The organism is Thermomonas sp. (assembly GCF_041905325.1).
In the GTDB taxonomy this organism is placed as follows: Bacteria; Pseudomonadota; Gammaproteobacteria; order Xanthomonadales; family Xanthomonadaceae; genus Thermomonas.
Window position 1 is genome coordinate 103,570 of record NZ_JAYRLK010000002.1, and the last position, 14,926, is coordinate 118,495.

Genomic DNA, 14,926 nt, shown 5'->3' on the forward strand with positions numbered 1-14,926 from the left:
GCTCAGGCTCCGGTCACGATGGCATGCGCGGCGGCGCGCGCGGTGAGGATGCAGCCGGGCAGGAAGGTGCCCTCCAGCGAACGCTTGCCGCAGGCGCCGCCGCCGCCGAAGCCGGCGGCCTCGCCCACGCAGTACAGTCCCGGGATCGGCGCTCCGTCCGCGTCCAGCACGCGGCTGTGCAGGTCGGTGCGCAGCCCGCCCAGGCTCTTGCGGGTGATCAGCTGCATGTGGATGGCGATGTACGGCCCGGCACCCGGTTGCTGCAACGGCGCGGGCTTGCAGGTACGCAGGCGGTCCGGGCCCCACTGGCGCGCGTGCAGGATGCGGCGGACCTGCGGGTCGTCTTCCGGGGTCGCGCCCGGTGCGAAGTGTGCATCGAAGGCATCGGCGGTGGCCTGCAGCGTGGCCGGGTCGACGTCGTGCGAGCAGGTCAGGGCGTTCATCCGGTCCGCCAGCCCGGCCAGCGTGTCGTCGACCAGGAAGTGGGGACTCTCGCGCTGCATCTGCCGCACCAGCCGGTGGTTGCCCAGCAGCGTCTCCTTGAGGAAGCGCAGGAATTGCTTGTCGCGGATGCGCGGGTTGTGCTCGGCCCCGGAGATCGCGAATTCCTTGGCGGCGATGCGCCAGTTGAGCAGGTGCCAGGTCCACGGTCGTTCCTGCTCGGCCACCCGCTGGCACAGCCAGTGCGTGTCGAAGCCGGTCACCAGCGGCTCCGGGCCGATGCGCCGGCCCGTGTGGTCCAGCCACAGCGCCGACTTGCAGGGGATCGCGGACAGCCCGTGGCCCTCGAAATGCGGGAACGGATGCGGGAAGCCGGCGGCGTAGTTCCACATCTCGCCGGCGCGGACGATCTGCCCGCCCAGCGTTTCGGCGGCGTGGTGCATGGCGCCGTCGGCGAACGGGTGCGCGCCGTTGAGCATGGTCGCCGGCCGCGGACGGTCCGCCGGCCAGTTGCGGCGCGTTTCGGCATGGCCGCCGTTGAGGCCGCCGGTGGCCAGCACCACCACCGGTGCGTCGATGCGGGTTTCCCTGCCGCTGCCCTCATCGACGGCTAGGACGCCAGCCATGCGGCCGTCGACGGTCTCCAGCGCGGTGGCGCGATGGCGATGCAGCAGGACGAGCTTGCCGCTCGCGCCGGCCTCGCGCAGCGCCGCGATCATCCGTCGGGCGAGTTCGCGCGACGTCCCCCAGACCACGTGGTAGCGCGGCACGGAGTTGCCGTCGCCGTCGCGCCCGCGTTCCACCCAGTTCACCGCCGGCATGAACGTGATGCCGTGCGCCTGCAGCCAGTCGTGCACGTCGGGGCGCGAGCGCTCCACGTAATGGCGGGCCCATGCGGTGGCGTGGGTGTCGGACGGGTCGAGTTCGCCGAAGCGCATCCAGTCGGCGAACGCGCGCTCGGGCGAGTCGGCGATCTTCTTGCGCGCCTGCAGCGGCGTGCCCACCAGCGCCATGCCACCGAACGCCCACAGCGCCAACCCGCCGAAGCGCTCCGGCGTGTCGCGGTCCACCAGCACCACGCGCTGGCCGCCGCGCAGGGCTTCCAGCGCGGCCACGATGCCGGCGAGGCCGCCGCCGATGACCACCACGTCCGTTTGCAGTGCTGCCATGCCGCGATTCCCAGCCAGGTCGTTGGCAACGTACCGGATGGTACGGCGCAGGGCACGATAGCGGTTTTCGCCGCGATGTGGCGCGCGGGTCAGGCCGCGCGGGCGTGCTGCAGCAGCAGGGTCTCGAACTCCGCCAACGGCAACGGGCGGGCGAACAGATAGCCTTGGAAGGCATCGCAGCCGTGCATGGCCAGGAAATCACGTTGCGCTTCGGTTTCCACGCCTTCGGCGATCACTTCCAGGCCCAGTCCCCGGCCCATGCCGATGATGGTCTGCGACACGGTGGCGTCGTTGTCTTCTTCCGGCAACCGGCTGATGAAGGAACGGTCGATCTTGAGTTGGTCCAGTGGCAGCCGCGAGAGGTAGGCCAGCGAGGAATAACCGGTACCGAAGTCATCCAGGGAAATGCGGATGCCCATTTCACGCAACTGGCGCAGTTTGGCGGCGATTTCATCCAGGTCACCGATGATCGCGGTTTCGGTGATCTCCAGCTTGAGCCGGGCGGGGTTGGCCCCGCTGTGGGCCAGCGCATGCTGCACGTCATCGACGAAGCCGGGCTGGGCGAACTGCCGCGCACTGACGTTGACGGCCAGCGACAGCTCCCGCGTCAACACGTTGCCGGACCATTGCACCAGCCGCTCGCAGGCGCGCTGCAGCACCCAGTCGCCCAAGGGCAGGATCAGGCCGCTTTGTTCGGCCATCGGGATGAAGACATCCGGCGGCACCCGGCTGCCATCCGGGCGGGTGAAGCGCAGCAGGGCCTCGGCCCCGACCGCGTGGCCGGCGCGGTCGATCTGCAATTGCATGTGCAGGTCCAGCCCGCCGATGTCGCCCGCCACCGCGCTCAACAGCTCGCTGGCCAACGCTTCCTGGTGTTCCAGCGACGTCAGCATCGACGGATCGAAGCGCTGCACCTTGTCGCGCCCGGCGGTCTTGGCGGCGTACATCGCCAGTTCCACCTCCTTGAACGCGGCATCGGCGGTGCCCTGGTGCGGATGCAATTTGGTCCAGCCGATGCTGACGGTGATCGAAATGGGGGCGGTGCTGCCCAGCCAGAACGGTTCGCGCAGGGCCTCGCGGACGCGCTCGGCGAAGCGTGGCGCGAAGGTGTCGCAAGGTTCCGGCTGGTGTGCCTTGCACGGCAGCAATACCGCGAAGGTGCCGCCGCTGAAACGGCCCAGCACGTCGTTTTCCCCCAGCAGCGCACGCAGGCGCTGGGCGATGAAAGCCAGCAGGCGATCGCCGGTGGCATGCCCGCGCAGGTCGTTGACCCGCTTGAAGTGATCGAGATCGATCAACAGCAGCGCGCCGGTGGTCACGGTGTCGTCCATCAACACGTGTTGCAGGCGGTCGGTCAGGAAATTGCGGTTGGGCAAGTCGGTAAGCGCATCGAAGAAGGCCATGTGCTCGGCACGGGCATGTGCCTCGCGCTCGCTGGTCAGGTCGGTCATCGCGCAGACGTAGTGCATCGCCTTGCCGCTGTCGTCCGGGACCGCGGAGATTTCCAGTCGCGCGATCCTGGGCTGGCCGCGCTTGACCGCCACCCATTGCTCGCCCAGCCAGAAATCCTCGCGCCGCACCTGCGCCCACAGCCGTTGCAGCGCGCCGTTGTCCTGCTGCGGGTCCAGCAGGCTGGCCATCTCCTTGCCCAGTGCTTCCTCCGCTTCGAAGCCGGTGAGGATGGTGAAGGCCGCGTTGACGCGCTGGATCACGCCGCCGGCATCCAGTACCAGCATCGCTTCCAGGGTCTGGAAGGCCACCGCCGCCAGCCGCAGTTCGCTTTCGTCCTGCTTGCGCTGGCCGATGTCCTGCGCGTAGACGATCACGTATTGCGGCTGCCCCTCGGCGTCGCGCGAAATGGAGATGTCCAGCTGCACCGGGAAGCGTCGCCCGTCGCGCGCGATGTGCTCGGTTTCCACCACGGTGTGTTCCTGGGCGTTGATTTCCTGGCGCACCCGTCGCCGATCCTCCACCAGGTCGGGTGGGTACAGCGCATCCACCGGCATGCCCGCCATTTCCTCCTGCGTGTAGCCGCGATCGCGGGCGAAGGAGGGGTTGGCCATCATGATCTGCTGTCTGCGCGCGTCGAAGATCACCACGCCGAAGGCGGCATACTGGAAAGCGTGTGCCCACAGGCGAAGTTGGTCCTCCATCCTGGCCCGGGCGGTGATGTCGCGGGCAACGCCGAGGATGCCCATGACCGCGCCATCGGCCCCCTTCAGCGGCACCTTGATGACCTCCAGGTGTTTCTGGCTGCCGTCGGCCACCGTATTGTTCGCGCAGAAGATCCGGGTTTCGCCGGTCTGGATGGCCTGCAGGTCGGTTCCCAGCACCTCGGGCAATTCCTCGGGCGGGAACAGCGCATGGTCGGATTGGCCGATGAGTTGCTTGCGGTCGATGCCGAGGATGTCCAGCGTGCGGTCGTTGCATTCGCGATAAATGCCCGACAAATCCTTCACCCACATCGCATCCGGGCTGGCGTCGAACAGGGCGCGCAGCTTGTTTTCGCTCGCGGCGATCTCGCGGGTGCGCGCCTGCACGCTGCGCCCCAGCACCCAGATCCACAGCGTCATGAGCACCAGCACGCCCAGCCCGATGCCCACCGCGATGCCGGTCATGCGCATCCATGATGTGAAGATGCGCGGGCGAGCCAGCCATTTTTCCCGCAATGCCTGGCGTTCCTGCGGGGTGATCATGGCCATGCCGCGCTCGACCGTGGCCAGAACGGGGGTGTTGCCCTTGCGCACGGCATGGTGGAACTGCCCTTCGTAGAGCACGAAGGCCCGTTCGAACCGATCCAGCGAGGAGTCCCGGTAGAGGTAGTAGTTGGCCGGGTTTTCCTCGGAGCAGAAGATGCGCAGGTGGCCGCTGCTGGCGGCCTTGATCATGCTGCGGTAGTCGGGGAATTCCTGCAGGCTGGCAACGCCCTGTTCGCGCAGTTTGTCCGCGCAGGCATCGCCATGTTCGACCCCGACCGCCAGCCCCTTCAGCGATGCCACGTCATGCACGCCGGGAATGCGGCGGTCCACGTAGATGCCCACCGGCAGGGTGGAGTAGGGCGCGGAGAAATCGTAGAGCGTTTCCCGGTCGGGGGTGCGGAAGATCATCCCGATCACGTCGGCCCGGCCGGATATCACGTCGCGCTGGGCGGTGGCCCAGCTGGCGGGCAGCAGTTCCACCCGTATCCCGGTGTGGCGTTGGAACAGCCGCCACATGTCGACTTCGTAGCCCTGCAGGCGGCCGTCGGCATCGGTGAACATGTAGGGCGGGTAGCTGTTGTCGCCCACCACGCGCAGCAGGGGGGGGGACGGGGACACCGCCTGCCCGGGGGCAGCCCGCGCCGGATGCAGGCACGCCAGCAACGCGCACAGGCCGGCAACCGAGCCCAAGCTTCCCCGCATGCGGCCTCCGGCATTCACGTGGTGGCAGTTCCTCAGGCGTTAACGGCTGGAAGCCTCAGACATTTACACGACAGACGGCACCATCGGCGGTCGTGGCGAGAATGAATGCGCGGATTTGCGACGCAGGCCGCGATTGTGCGCTCAGCGGGCGAGGCCGTCCGCCAGCGAATGTGCGCGAACGGGGGTGTCCCCGGCCCGCAATGCCCGGTCGGTGCATTCGGTGGGCAGTACCGCCAGCCCCCAGGCGCCCATGGCCGACACGACTTCGCCCAGGGCCTGGCCATCGGCGCATACCGCCAGCCCGGCGGCCAGCGTGGCCTCGCCCTCCAGCAGCGTCAGCCCACGCTTGGCCTGGCCAAGGAAATGGGTGCGGGCGACGATTTCCTGTCCCGGGTAACAGCCCTTCTTCACGCTGAAGGCGTGCAGGTGCTGCAACGAGAGTTGTTGCGGGGTCCAGCGTTCCACCTGGGGCGCGGGCAGGTGCGGCAGGCCGTGCCGGAGGTCGCAGGCCTGCCAGCGTGCGACGGCGTCGGCGTCATCGGAGCAGCAGGAGCTGCCGATCGTGAGCGTGCGCGGGCCGCCGTTCGCGGTCATGTCCAGCTCCACCGTGCCGTCGGCAAGTACGGCAAGCGTTGCGCCGCCGGCATGGCCGGGCGGGCCGAAACGCCCATGGATGCGTTGCGGCAGCACTTCCAGCGCCACCTTGCTGCGAAACACATAGCGCTGGAGTTGTGCCGACAGGGTGGCGGCATCGGCATCCGGCAGCAGCAGCCACAGGGTCTCCGGGGCCAGCCGCAGCAGGGCAAACAGTGCGATCACGCGGCCCTTGGCGTTCAGCCAGCCATTCCATTGCCACTGGCCGTCGGCCAGGGCGGTGACGTCATTCATGAATTGCGATTGCGCGAATGAGACCGAATCGCGCCCGCGCAGGGCCAGCACGGCGTGCCCGGGCAGGTGGAATTCGTGCATGGGCGCGGTGTGCGGGTTGTCGTGCATTGCTTGAGGGTCGTAAACTTGCCGGATCATGAACGTGTCGATGATAGGCCAACCCGGCGTGCCCCCGGAACCGGCCCCGCCCTCCGGCCCCGCGGCCGACAGCGGGCAGCCCCCGGTATCGCCGGCACCGCGTGCGCCCGAATACGGCGGGCGCGAAGGCCCGGATCCCACCCGCTACGGCGATTGGGAAAAGAACGGCCGCTGCATCGATTTTTGAGTTCCCCCGTCGTTGTCCCCCGGCGCAAGCCGCCCACTCCCGGAGAGCGCACCGCTTATGGCTGCTCCTGAATCACGCGTTCGCGAACGTCCGCTGTCACCGCACCTGCAGGTCTACCGCAAGCAGGTGCAGATGATGACGTCCATCACCCACCGCATCACCGGCGTGATCCTCGCCGGCGGCGCCTTGGCCTTCGTTTACGGCTTGGCGGCACTGGCGGCCGGGCAGACGCGCTGGGACGGCTTCACCGCCTGCCTCGGCGGCCCGTTGGGCCGGCTGCTGTTGCTGGGTGTCAGCTGGGCGCTGGCCTACCACCTCGTCAATGGCATCCGCCATCTGGTGCAGGACACCGGGCATGGTTTTGCCATTCCCGATTTCGTGCGCAGCAGCTGGGTCTCGGTCATCGGCAGCGTGCTGCTGACCGCGCTGGGCTGGGGCATCGTGCTGATGCATTGGGGGCAGGTATGAGCGGCAACGGGAACGATCTGCGCACGCCGATGAAGCGCGCGCTGGGGCTGGGCAGCGCGAAGGACGGCACCCAGCATTTCATCTGGCAGCGGGTCACCGCGGTGGCCACCGGCCTGTCCGGGCTGTGGCTGCTGGGGATGTTGCTGTCTTTGCGCACCGCGGAGTTCGCCATCATCCACGGGCTGGTGGCCGACCCGGTCAATGCCGCGGTGCTGGTGGTGTTCCTCTGCGGCATGTTCTGGCATGCGCGGCTGGGCTTGCAGGTCATCATCGAAGACTACATCCACACGCCGATGACGGCCCTCGTGGCGCATCTGGCCAATCTTTTCATTTGCGCGCTGGCGGCCGTGGCCGGCGTGCTTGCGGTGCTGCGCATCGCACTCGGGAGCTGATCCGCGATGGCCGCTTACAAGATCCAGGAACACAAATTCGACATGATCGTGGTCGGTGCCGGCGGTGCCGGCCTGCGCGCCACCTTCGGCCTGGCCGCCAAAGGCCTGCAAACCGCGTGCATCACCAAGGTCTTCCCCACCCGCAGCCACACCGTGGCCGCGCAGGGCGGGATCGCGGCGGCGCTGGCCAACATGGGCGAAGACGACTGGCGCTACCACTTCTACGACACCGTCAAGGGTGGCGACTGGCTGGGCGACCAGGACGCCATCGAGTACATGTGCCGCGAGGCCATCCCGGCGGTGATCGAGCTGGAGCACTACGGCGTACCGTTCTCGCGCACCGAGGACGGCAGGATCTACCAGCGCCCGTTCGGCGGCATGACCACCAAGTACGGCGAGGGCCCGTCGGCGCAACGCACCTGCGCGGCCGCCGACCGCACCGGCCACGCCATGCTGCACACCCTGTACCAGCAGGCGCTGGCGCACGATGCGCGGTTCATGATCGAGTACTTCGCGCTGGACCTGATCTTCGACGAGGAAGGCGCCTGCCGCGGCGTGCTGGCGCTGGACATGGCCGAAGGCACCCTGCACCTGTTCCGCGCCCATGGCGTGGTGCTGGCCACCGGCGGTTACGGCCGCGCATATTTCAGTGCCACTTCGGCGCACACCTGCACCGGCGACGGTGGCGGTTTGGTGGCGCGTGCGGGCCTGCCGTTGCAGGACATGGAATTCGTGCAGTTCCACCCCACCGGCATCTATGGCGCGGGTTGTTTGATCACCGAGGGCGTGCGCGGCGAGGGCGGCATCCTGCGCAACAGCAATGGCGAGCGCTTCATGGAACGCTACGCCCCGCATTACAAGGATTTGGCTTCGCGCGACGTGGTGTCGCGTTCGATGACCATCGAAATCCGTGAGGGTCGCGGCGTCGGCGAGCACAAGGACCACATCCTGCTGGACCTGACCCACCTCGGCCCCGGCGTGATCGACGAACGCCTGCCCGGCATCGCCGAAAGCGCGAAGATCTTCGCCGGCGTGGACGTGCACAAGCAGCCGATCCCGGTCATCCCCACCGTCCACTACAACATGGGTGGCATCCCCACCAATTACCACGGCGAAGTGGTGCGCAAGGTCGGCGGCGACAACGACGCCGTGGTGCCGGGCCTGTACGCGATCGGCGAAGCGGCCTGCGTGTCGGTGCACGGCGGCAACCGCCTCGGCTCCAATTCGCTGCTGGACCTGGTGGTGTTTGGCCGCGCGGTGGCCAACCGCTGCGCCGACACCATCAAGCCCGGTGCGCCGCACAAGACGCTGGCCAGTGATGCCTGCGACAAGGCGCTGGGCCTGCTGGACAAGCTGCGCCACGCCAACGGCGACACCCCCACCGCGGTCATCCGCGACAACATGCAGCGCACCATGCAAGCCGATGCGGCGGTGTTCCGCACCAGCCAGACGCTGAAGGAAGGCTGCCAGAAGATGGCGCGGGTGTTCGACTCGTTCCAAGACGTGAAAGTGTCCGATCGCTCGCTGGTGTGGAACTCGGACCTGATCGAAACCTACGAGCTCAACAACCTGCTGATCAATGCGGTGGCCACCATCAATTCGGCCGAGCAGCGCAAGGAAAGCCGTGGCGCGCACGCGCACGAAGACTTCCCCGAGCGCGACGACGCCAACTGGCAGAAGCACACGCTGGTGACCGTGGACGAGAAGGGGAATTGCAGCTTCGACTTCCGCCCGGTGCACATGTACACACTGAGCAGCGATGTGGCGGTGGTGCCGCCCAAGCCGCGCGTTTACTGACCGGGAGCGAACACGACCATGGCTGAATTCACCCTCCCGAAGAACTCGAAGATCACCAAGGGCAAGCACTTCCCGGCGAAGGATGCGAAGAACACCCGCACCTTCAAGATCTATCGCTGGAGCCCGGACGACGACCACAACCCGCGTACCGACACCTACGAAATCGACCTCGACAAATGCGGGCCGATGGTGCTGGACGCGCTGATCAAGATCAAGAACGAGATCGACCCCACCCTGACCTTCCGCCGCTCCTGCCGCGAGGGTATCTGCGGTTCGTGCGCGATGAACATCGACGGCACCAACACGCTGGCCTGCATCTGCGCCATCGACAGTTGCGGCGGCAAGGGCGAAGTGCCGATCTACCCGCTGCCGCACATGCCGGTGGTCAAGGACTTGGTGCCCGATCTCAGCCATTTCTACGCCCAGCACGCCAGCATCCGCCCGTGGCTGCGCACGCAGACCCCGGCGCCGCCGGATCGCGAGCGCCTGCAGTCGCCGGAAGACCGCAAGAAGCTCGACGGCCTGTACGAGTGCATCCTGTGCGCCTGCTGCTCCACGTCCTGCCCCAGCTACTGGTGGAACGGCGACCGCTACCTGGGCCCGGCGATCCTGCTGCAGGCCTATCGGTGGATCGTCGACTCCCGCGATGAAGACACCGGTGCACGCTTGGACGAGTTGGAAGACCCGTTCAAGCTGTACCGCTGCCACACCATCATGAACTGCGCGCGCACCTGCCCGAAGGGTTTGAACCCGGCCAAGGCGATTGCGGAAATCAAGAAGCTGATGGTGGCCCGCAAGGTCTGACGAAGCCTCTTCAGGAGACTGTTCCCGCCATCCCCGCCGTCGCGGGGTGGCGATGTTGCGAGTGGCGATGCAGACCCAGGACGAGACCGAACTGAAGAAACTCCGCTGGCGCTGCCGGCGCGGCATGCGTGAACTCGACCAGTTGCTGGACCGCTGGCTGGAACGCGCATGGCGGCAAAGCCCTATCTGCGAGCGGGCGGTTTTCCTGCGGCTGCTGGACACCGAAGACGACAAACTCTGGCGCTGGTTCCTGGGCCATGAGGTGTCGGAGGATGTCGAAATCGCAGCGCTCGTCGAACGCATCCGCAGCCTGCCGCCTTGAGTGGCGGCCCTCGCGCCTGTGCGAGGGGGTGTTGCTGTTGCTTGGCCCGTTGGCGGCGTGGGCGTTGCTTGCCTGTGACCTGTCCTTCGGTTTGGCAGCGCCATTGGCCGTGGCTGCATGGGCGTGGGGTATCGGCGATGCGCGCCGTTATGCGCGGCAGGAGGGCTGTGCCGTGTGGATACCCGCATCCGGCGCGCCCGCGCAATGCGATGGCGCGTGCATCCGGGCACTGCAGGTCCGCTGGCGCGGGCCGTGGGCGTTCCTTTGCTGGCGCACGCCGGAAGGCCGCACGCAGCGGCGGGTGTTCTGGCCGGACACGCTGGATGCCGCGCAGCGACGTGAACTGCGACTGGCCATGTTGCAGCGGGAAGCTGCGCCCGGGGGGACATCGGTGGCAGGATAGGCGGTCACTTGGAAAGGCTTGCGATGTTCAAACCCGTCTCTGTCGCCATCGGCCTGCGCTACCTGCGCGCCAAACGCCGCAACGGCTTCATTTCGTTCATTTCGCTGGCGTCGATCCTCGGCATCGCACTGGGCGTCACCGCGCTGATCACCACGCTGGCGGTGATGAGCGGCTTCCAGAAGGAAATCCGTGATCGCATGCTGGGCATGGCTGCGCACGCCACCGTCAGTGGCTATGGCGAGCCGTTGCCGGAGTGGCGGCATGCGGTGCAGGTGGCGCTGCGTGACCCACGGGTGGCGGGTGCCGCCCCCTACATCGAAAAGGAAGCGTTGGTGTCCGGCCCCAACAACCAGCCGGCGCTGCTGCGTGGCGTGTTGCCCGACGAGGAAGGCAAGGTGTCGGTGCTGCCGCGCAAGATGGTGCAGGGCACGCTGGCCCAGCTCACGCCCGGCAGCTTCAACATCGTGCTGGGACGCGAACTGGCGCTGTGGCTGGGGGTGGGCGTGGGCGACGATGTGATCGTCACCTTGGCGGATTTCCGCAGCACGCCGGTGGGTGGCGTGCAGACCATGAAGCGGTTCAAGGTCAGCGGGATTTTCGAAGCCGGCTACAACGAATTCGACAAGGGTCTGGCGGTGGTCAACCTGGCGGATCTGCAGCGTGTGTTGCGGATGGGCGAGGGCGTGACCGGTGTGCGCCTGAAGCTGCACGACATGGACCAGGCCTATGCGGTGGCGCGCGACCTGGCGCTGCACCTGAAAGGGCCATACCAGGTCAGCGACTGGAGCCAGGACAACGCCAACCTGTTCCGTGCGCTGAAGATGGAAAAGACGGTGATGGCCATCCTGCTGTCGCTGATCATCCTGATGGGGGCTTTCACGCTGGTGAACTCGCAGGTGATGCTGGTGATCGACAAGCAGGCCGACATCGCCATCCTGCGCACGCTGGGGCTGACGCCGGGGCAGGTGATGCAAACCTTCATGGTGCAGGGCTGCGTCATCGGGGTCATCGGCACCGTGGTCGGGCTGGTGGGCGGCATCACCCTCACGCTCAACCTCAACGGCATCCTGCAAGGCATCGAAAGGCTGTTCGGCGTGCAGTTGTTGCCCGAGGACGTGTACTACATCACCGGCCTGCCCACCGACATGCAGACCGGCGACGTGGCCGCCATCGTGGGTGCCGCGTTGCTGATGGCGTTCCTCGCCACCCTGTACCCCGCGTGGCGCGCGGCGCGCACGGCCCCTGCGGAGGCATTGCGCTATGAATGACGTGATCCGCGCCGAGCGCCTCGGCAAGACCTACGCCGAAGGCGCCCTGCACACACCGGTGTTCGACGGGCTGGATTTCGCCGTGCAGGCCGGCGAAACCGTGGCCATCCTCGGTGCGTCCGGGGCTGGCAAGAGCACCTTGCTGCACCTGCTGGGCGGTCTGGACGTGCCTTCGGCGGGCGAAGTGTTCGTGGCCGGACAGCGGATGAGCCAATTGTCGGATGCCGCGCGCGGACGCCTGCGCAACCGTGCACTGGGTTTCATCTACCAGTTCCACCACCTGCTGCCGGAGTTCACCGCGCTGGAAAACGTGATGATGCCGGTGCTGCTGGCCGGACAGCCCACGGCGGAGGCGCGGCAGCGCGCGCAGGCATTGCTGGAAGCGGTGGGGCTGGGGCAGCGTCTGGCGCACAAGCCCGGCGAGTTGTCCGGCGGCGAGCGCCAGCGCGCGGCGGTGGCGCGGGCACTGGTCAACAACCCCGCCTGCGTGCTGGGTGACGAGCCCACCGGCAATCTCGACGAGAAAACCGCCGCAATCGTGTTTACGCAGATGCTGGAGCTCAACCGCGCACAGGGCACCAGCCTGGTGCTGGTGACCCACGACCGTCGGTTGGCGCGCAAACTCGACCGGGTACTGGAGTTGCGCGAGGGCCGGCTGCACGCCTTGGCCGCCAGCGAGGTATGACACCTGCCGCTGCCCGGGTGGCAGGGTTGGGTGTGTCGCGAATGACGGCGATCTGATCGGAGTATTCCCACCCGGCGGCGCTGCAAGCGCCGATGGCGTGGGGTGGCGCAGCCCCCGATGCTGGTGGCATGGCTGCAAGCGCACTCAGGTGTCCATTCCACCCCCGCCCTGCGGTGCTGCCGTTGCGGCCATCGCGGTGCTGGCCGCTGTTCGGCCCGGCCTGCGTGGTGGCGTTGCTGGCCGGGATCGGGGCATGCCTGGGATTGCCGGGCTTCCCGCCCCGCATGCTCGCCTGGGCCTTGCTGCTGCCCGCGTTGATGTTGCTGGTGCGCAACGGTTCCGGGCGATTGCTGGGGGCCGGGTTGCTCGGGTTCGTCCTGGCCGCCTTGCAGGCCGGTGCGGCACTGGACGCGCAACTGCCGTCGGCCTTGCAGGGCAAGCCGTTGCGCGTGCAGGGGCGGATCGTGGAATTGCCGGTGCACGAGCCGCGGCGCACCCGCTTCCAGTTCGAAGTGGACGCTGCGGCGGGACTGCCAGCGGCCCTGCGTGGGCGCATCCTGCAATTGGCGTGGTATGAGGACGATCCGCAGTCGCGGCGGCAATTGCAGGCCGGCAGCCGTTGGGAGCTGCCGGTGAAGTTGCGCGCCCCGCGCGGGTTGCGCAACCCCGGCGGCAATGATGCGGAGATGTATGCGCTGGCCGGGCGGATCGCCGCCACCGGGTTCGTGACCAGGCCCGCGCAGGCCCGGCGCATGGAAGGGGCCGCGGGGGTGGATGCCTGGCGGGAACGCATGAGCGGTCGGATCGCCGCCGCGATGCGGACCGCGACGTCACGGTACGTGCGGGCGCTGGCGCTGGGCGATACGCGCTTCCTGACGCCACTGGACTGGGCGCGCCTGCGGGCGGCGGGGTTGACCCACCTGATCGCGATTTCCGGTTTCCACGTCGGGCTGGTGGCCGGCTTCTGCGCCTTGTTGGCGGGCCTGCCGGGGTGGTTGTGGCCGCCGCTGTGCCGGCGCCTGCCACGCCCCTTCGCCGCCGGTCTGGGCGCGGTGGCGGGGGGCTTCGGTTATGCGGTGCTGACCGGGATGTCGGTGCCCACCCTGCGCACGGCGGTGATGATCGCCACGCTGGTGGGTGCGCGCTGCCTGCGGCGGCGCTTGCGGCTGGCCGACACGTTGGCACTGGGAGCCGGCGTGTTGCTGCTGCTGGATCCGCTGGCGGTGCTGGGTGCTGGTTTCTGGCTCAGCTTCGCGGGTGTGGCGTGGCTGCTGTGGTGCTTGCCGGAGGGTGACGGCAAGGGTGCGTGGGGCCGCGTGCGCGGGTTCCTGGGGGCGCAGGCGGTGGCCAGCCTCGGGTTGTTGCCGTTGTGCGTGCTGCTGTTCGGCCAGGCTTCGCTGGCAGGCCCGCTGGCCAACCTGCTGGCGGTGCCGTGGTGGAGCCTGGTGGTGGTGCCGCTGAGCCTGCTGGGCGTGCTGCTGGAGACCGTGCATGCGGGTGCCGGGCACTGGTGCTGGCAGGCGGCGGGCAGCTGCTTCGACTTGAGCTGGCCTGTGCTGTCCGCCCTTGCCGACAGCCCGCTGGCCATGTGCTGGTTGCCGCAGGCGCGTTGGCATGCCCTGCCGCTGGCGCTCTGTGGCGCGTTCTGGCTGCTGTTGCCGCGCGGCCTGCCGGGACGGCCGCTGGCCTTGCTGTTGTGGCTGCCGCTGCTGTATCCGCCACGCGAATTGCCGGCCATGGGGGAGGTGGAATTGACCGTCATCGATGTCGGGCAGGGGTTGTCGGTGCTGGTGCGCACCGCCCGCCACAGCCTGCTGTTCGACATGGGGCCGGCAGTTCCCGACGGGTACGATGCCGGCGAGCGCGCGGTGGTGCCGGCGTTGCACGCCCTTGGGGTGTCCCGGTTGGACGCGGCGGTGGTCAGCCATGGCGACATGGACCACGCCGGTGGCCGGCAATCGGTGGCGTTGGCCTTTCCGATGCCGGTGGTGCTGGCACCGGCCGGCAGCCCTTCCCCGGGCAGCATGCACTGCGTTGCCGGGCAATCCTGGGTGTGGGAAGGCGTGCGCTTCCGCGTGCTCAATCCCGATCTCGACGTTCCCTATCTGGGCAACGAGGTCAGCTGCGTGCTGCGCATCGAGACCGCGTACGGCAGCGTGCTGCTGCCGGGTGACATCGGCGGCTACGCCGAGCGCAAGCTGGTGCACGCCATGCCGGCGCTGCTGCGCAGCGACGTGGTGTTGATGCCCCATCATGGCAGTGACGGCGCGTCCACCCCGGAATTCGTGGCCGCCGTGGGCGCACGGCTGGCGCTGGTGTCCTCCGGGGCCGACAACCGCTTCCGGCATCCGCGCGAACGGGTGGTGCGGCGCTGGTGCGCGGCGGGGGCGGAAGTGCTGGATACGGCACGCTCCGGTGCGTTGCGGGTGTGGCTGGGGCGCACGGGCCTGCAACTGCGCGAGCAGCGCACCGACCGGATGCGGCCATGGGATGCGGTGCGCCGGCGTGGGCAGGTGGCTGGGCTATGCTACGCGCCGGAGTTTGCACGGCCATGAGGGCCGGA

At 68.2% G+C, this 14,926-nt stretch carries 12 protein-coding genes; 9 read left to right on the forward strand and 3 right to left on the reverse strand.

The features are described 5' to 3' along the window. Positions 1–2 precede the first annotated feature (2 nt). The 3 genes from ACE3OK_RS02680 to ACE3OK_RS02690 all read right to left on the reverse strand — a co-directional run bounded on the left by ACE3OK_RS02680 (position 3) and on the right by ACE3OK_RS02690 (position 6,007). Positions 3–1,610: an FAD-dependent oxidoreductase gene (locus tag ACE3OK_RS02680; RefSeq protein ID WP_374247995.1), complete on the reverse strand. Its 1,608-nt coding sequence runs from the start codon at positions 1,608–1,610 to the stop codon at positions 3–5. Positions 1,611–1,699: 89 nt separating this feature from the next. Beyond that, entirely contained in the window at positions 1,700–5,011 is a 3,312-nt protein-coding gene (locus ACE3OK_RS02685; protein ID WP_374247996.1) for an EAL domain-containing protein, read from the reverse strand. 141 nt (positions 5,012–5,152) lie between these two features. Then, positions 5,153–6,007, reverse strand: coding sequence for a folate-binding protein YgfZ (locus ACE3OK_RS02690; RefSeq protein WP_374247997.1), 855 nt, complete (start codon positions 6,005–6,007; stop codon positions 5,153–5,155). 40 nt (positions 6,008–6,047) lie between these two features. Here ACE3OK_RS02690 and ACE3OK_RS02695 point away from each other — a divergent pair, with 40 nt between their 5' ends. From ACE3OK_RS02695 to ACE3OK_RS02735, 9 genes are all read left to right on the forward strand, one after another. Further along, positions 6,048–6,224: a DUF1674 domain-containing protein gene (locus ACE3OK_RS02695; RefSeq protein WP_374247998.1), complete on the forward strand. Its 177-nt coding sequence runs from the start codon at positions 6,048–6,050 to the stop codon at positions 6,222–6,224. A 57-nt stretch (positions 6,225–6,281) separates the two neighbouring features. Further along, positions 6,282–6,692, forward strand: a complete 411-nt coding sequence (sdhC, locus tag ACE3OK_RS02700; protein ID WP_374247999.1) for a succinate dehydrogenase, cytochrome b556 subunit — start codon at positions 6,282–6,284, stop codon at positions 6,690–6,692. Beyond that, on the forward strand, positions 6,689–7,084 hold the full coding sequence (gene sdhD / locus ACE3OK_RS02705) for a succinate dehydrogenase, hydrophobic membrane anchor protein (protein WP_374248000.1): 396 nt from the start codon (positions 6,689–6,691) through the stop codon (positions 7,082–7,084). The genes sdhC and sdhD overlap by 4 nt, the downstream gene beginning before the upstream one ends. A gap of 6 nt (positions 7,085–7,090) precedes the next feature. Beyond that, on the forward strand, positions 7,091–8,881 hold the full coding sequence (gene sdhA, locus ACE3OK_RS02710; protein ID WP_374248001.1) for a succinate dehydrogenase flavoprotein subunit: 1,791 nt from the start codon (positions 7,091–7,093) through the stop codon (positions 8,879–8,881). Positions 8,882–8,899: 18 nt separating this feature from the next. Continuing rightward, positions 8,900–9,685 (forward strand): succinate dehydrogenase iron-sulfur subunit, encoded by a 786-nt coding sequence (locus tag ACE3OK_RS02715; protein WP_374248002.1) that lies wholly within the window; start codon positions 8,900–8,902, stop codon positions 9,683–9,685. Positions 9,686–9,752: 67 nt separating this feature from the next. Beyond that, positions 9,753–10,007 carry a succinate dehydrogenase assembly factor 2 gene (locus ACE3OK_RS02720; protein ID WP_374248287.1) on the forward strand — a complete coding sequence of 85 codons (255 nt, stop codon included), beginning with the start codon at positions 9,753–9,755 and terminating at the stop codon, positions 10,005–10,007. A 426-nt stretch (positions 10,008–10,433) separates the two neighbouring features. Then, positions 10,434–11,678, forward strand: a complete 1,245-nt coding sequence (locus ACE3OK_RS02725; RefSeq protein WP_374248003.1) for a lipoprotein-releasing ABC transporter permease subunit — start codon at positions 10,434–10,436, stop codon at positions 11,676–11,678. Then, complete coding sequence (lolD, locus tag ACE3OK_RS02730; RefSeq protein ID WP_374248004.1) at positions 11,671–12,363, forward strand: lipoprotein-releasing ABC transporter ATP-binding protein LolD; 693 nt, start codon at positions 11,671–11,673, stop codon at positions 12,361–12,363. The genes ACE3OK_RS02725 and lolD overlap by 8 nt, the downstream gene beginning before the upstream one ends. Positions 12,364–12,647: 284 nt before the next feature. Next, complete coding sequence (locus ACE3OK_RS02735; protein ID WP_374248005.1) at positions 12,648–14,918, forward strand: DNA internalization-related competence protein ComEC/Rec2; 2,271 nt, start codon at positions 12,648–12,650, stop codon at positions 14,916–14,918. The last annotated feature ends 8 nt before the right edge of the window (positions 14,919–14,926 follow it).

Excerpts from the sequence above, each read along its gene's own strand:
- ACE3OK_RS02680 (WP_374247995.1), bottom strand. The coding sequence starts at position 1,610 with ATGGCAGCACTGCAAACGGACGTGGTGGTCATCGGCGGCGGCCTCGCC.
- ACE3OK_RS02685 (WP_374247996.1), bottom strand. The coding sequence starts at position 5,011 with ATGCGGGGAAGCTTGGGCTCGGTTGCCGGCCTGTGCGCGTTGCTGGCG.
- ACE3OK_RS02690 (WP_374247997.1), bottom strand. The coding sequence starts at position 6,007 with ATGCACGACAACCCGCACACCGCGCCCATGCACGAATTCCACCTGCCC.
- ACE3OK_RS02695 (WP_374247998.1), top strand. The coding sequence starts at position 6,048 with ATGATAGGCCAACCCGGCGTGCCCCCGGAACCGGCCCCGCCCTCCGGC.
- sdhC (WP_374247999.1), top strand. The coding sequence starts at position 6,282 with ATGGCTGCTCCTGAATCACGCGTTCGCGAACGTCCGCTGTCACCGCAC.
- sdhD (WP_374248000.1), top strand. The coding sequence starts at position 6,689 with ATGAGCGGCAACGGGAACGATCTGCGCACGCCGATGAAGCGCGCGCTG.
- sdhA (WP_374248001.1), top strand. The coding sequence starts at position 7,091 with ATGGCCGCTTACAAGATCCAGGAACACAAATTCGACATGATCGTGGTC.
- ACE3OK_RS02715 (WP_374248002.1), top strand. The coding sequence starts at position 8,900 with ATGGCTGAATTCACCCTCCCGAAGAACTCGAAGATCACCAAGGGCAAG.
- ACE3OK_RS02720 (WP_374248287.1), top strand. The coding sequence starts at position 9,753 with ATGCAGACCCAGGACGAGACCGAACTGAAGAAACTCCGCTGGCGCTGC.
- ACE3OK_RS02725 (WP_374248003.1), top strand. The coding sequence starts at position 10,434 with ATGTTCAAACCCGTCTCTGTCGCCATCGGCCTGCGCTACCTGCGCGCC.
- lolD (WP_374248004.1), top strand. The coding sequence starts at position 11,671 with ATGAATGACGTGATCCGCGCCGAGCGCCTCGGCAAGACCTACGCCGAA.
- ACE3OK_RS02735 (WP_374248005.1), top strand. The coding sequence starts at position 12,648 with ATGCTCGCCTGGGCCTTGCTGCTGCCCGCGTTGATGTTGCTGGTGCGC.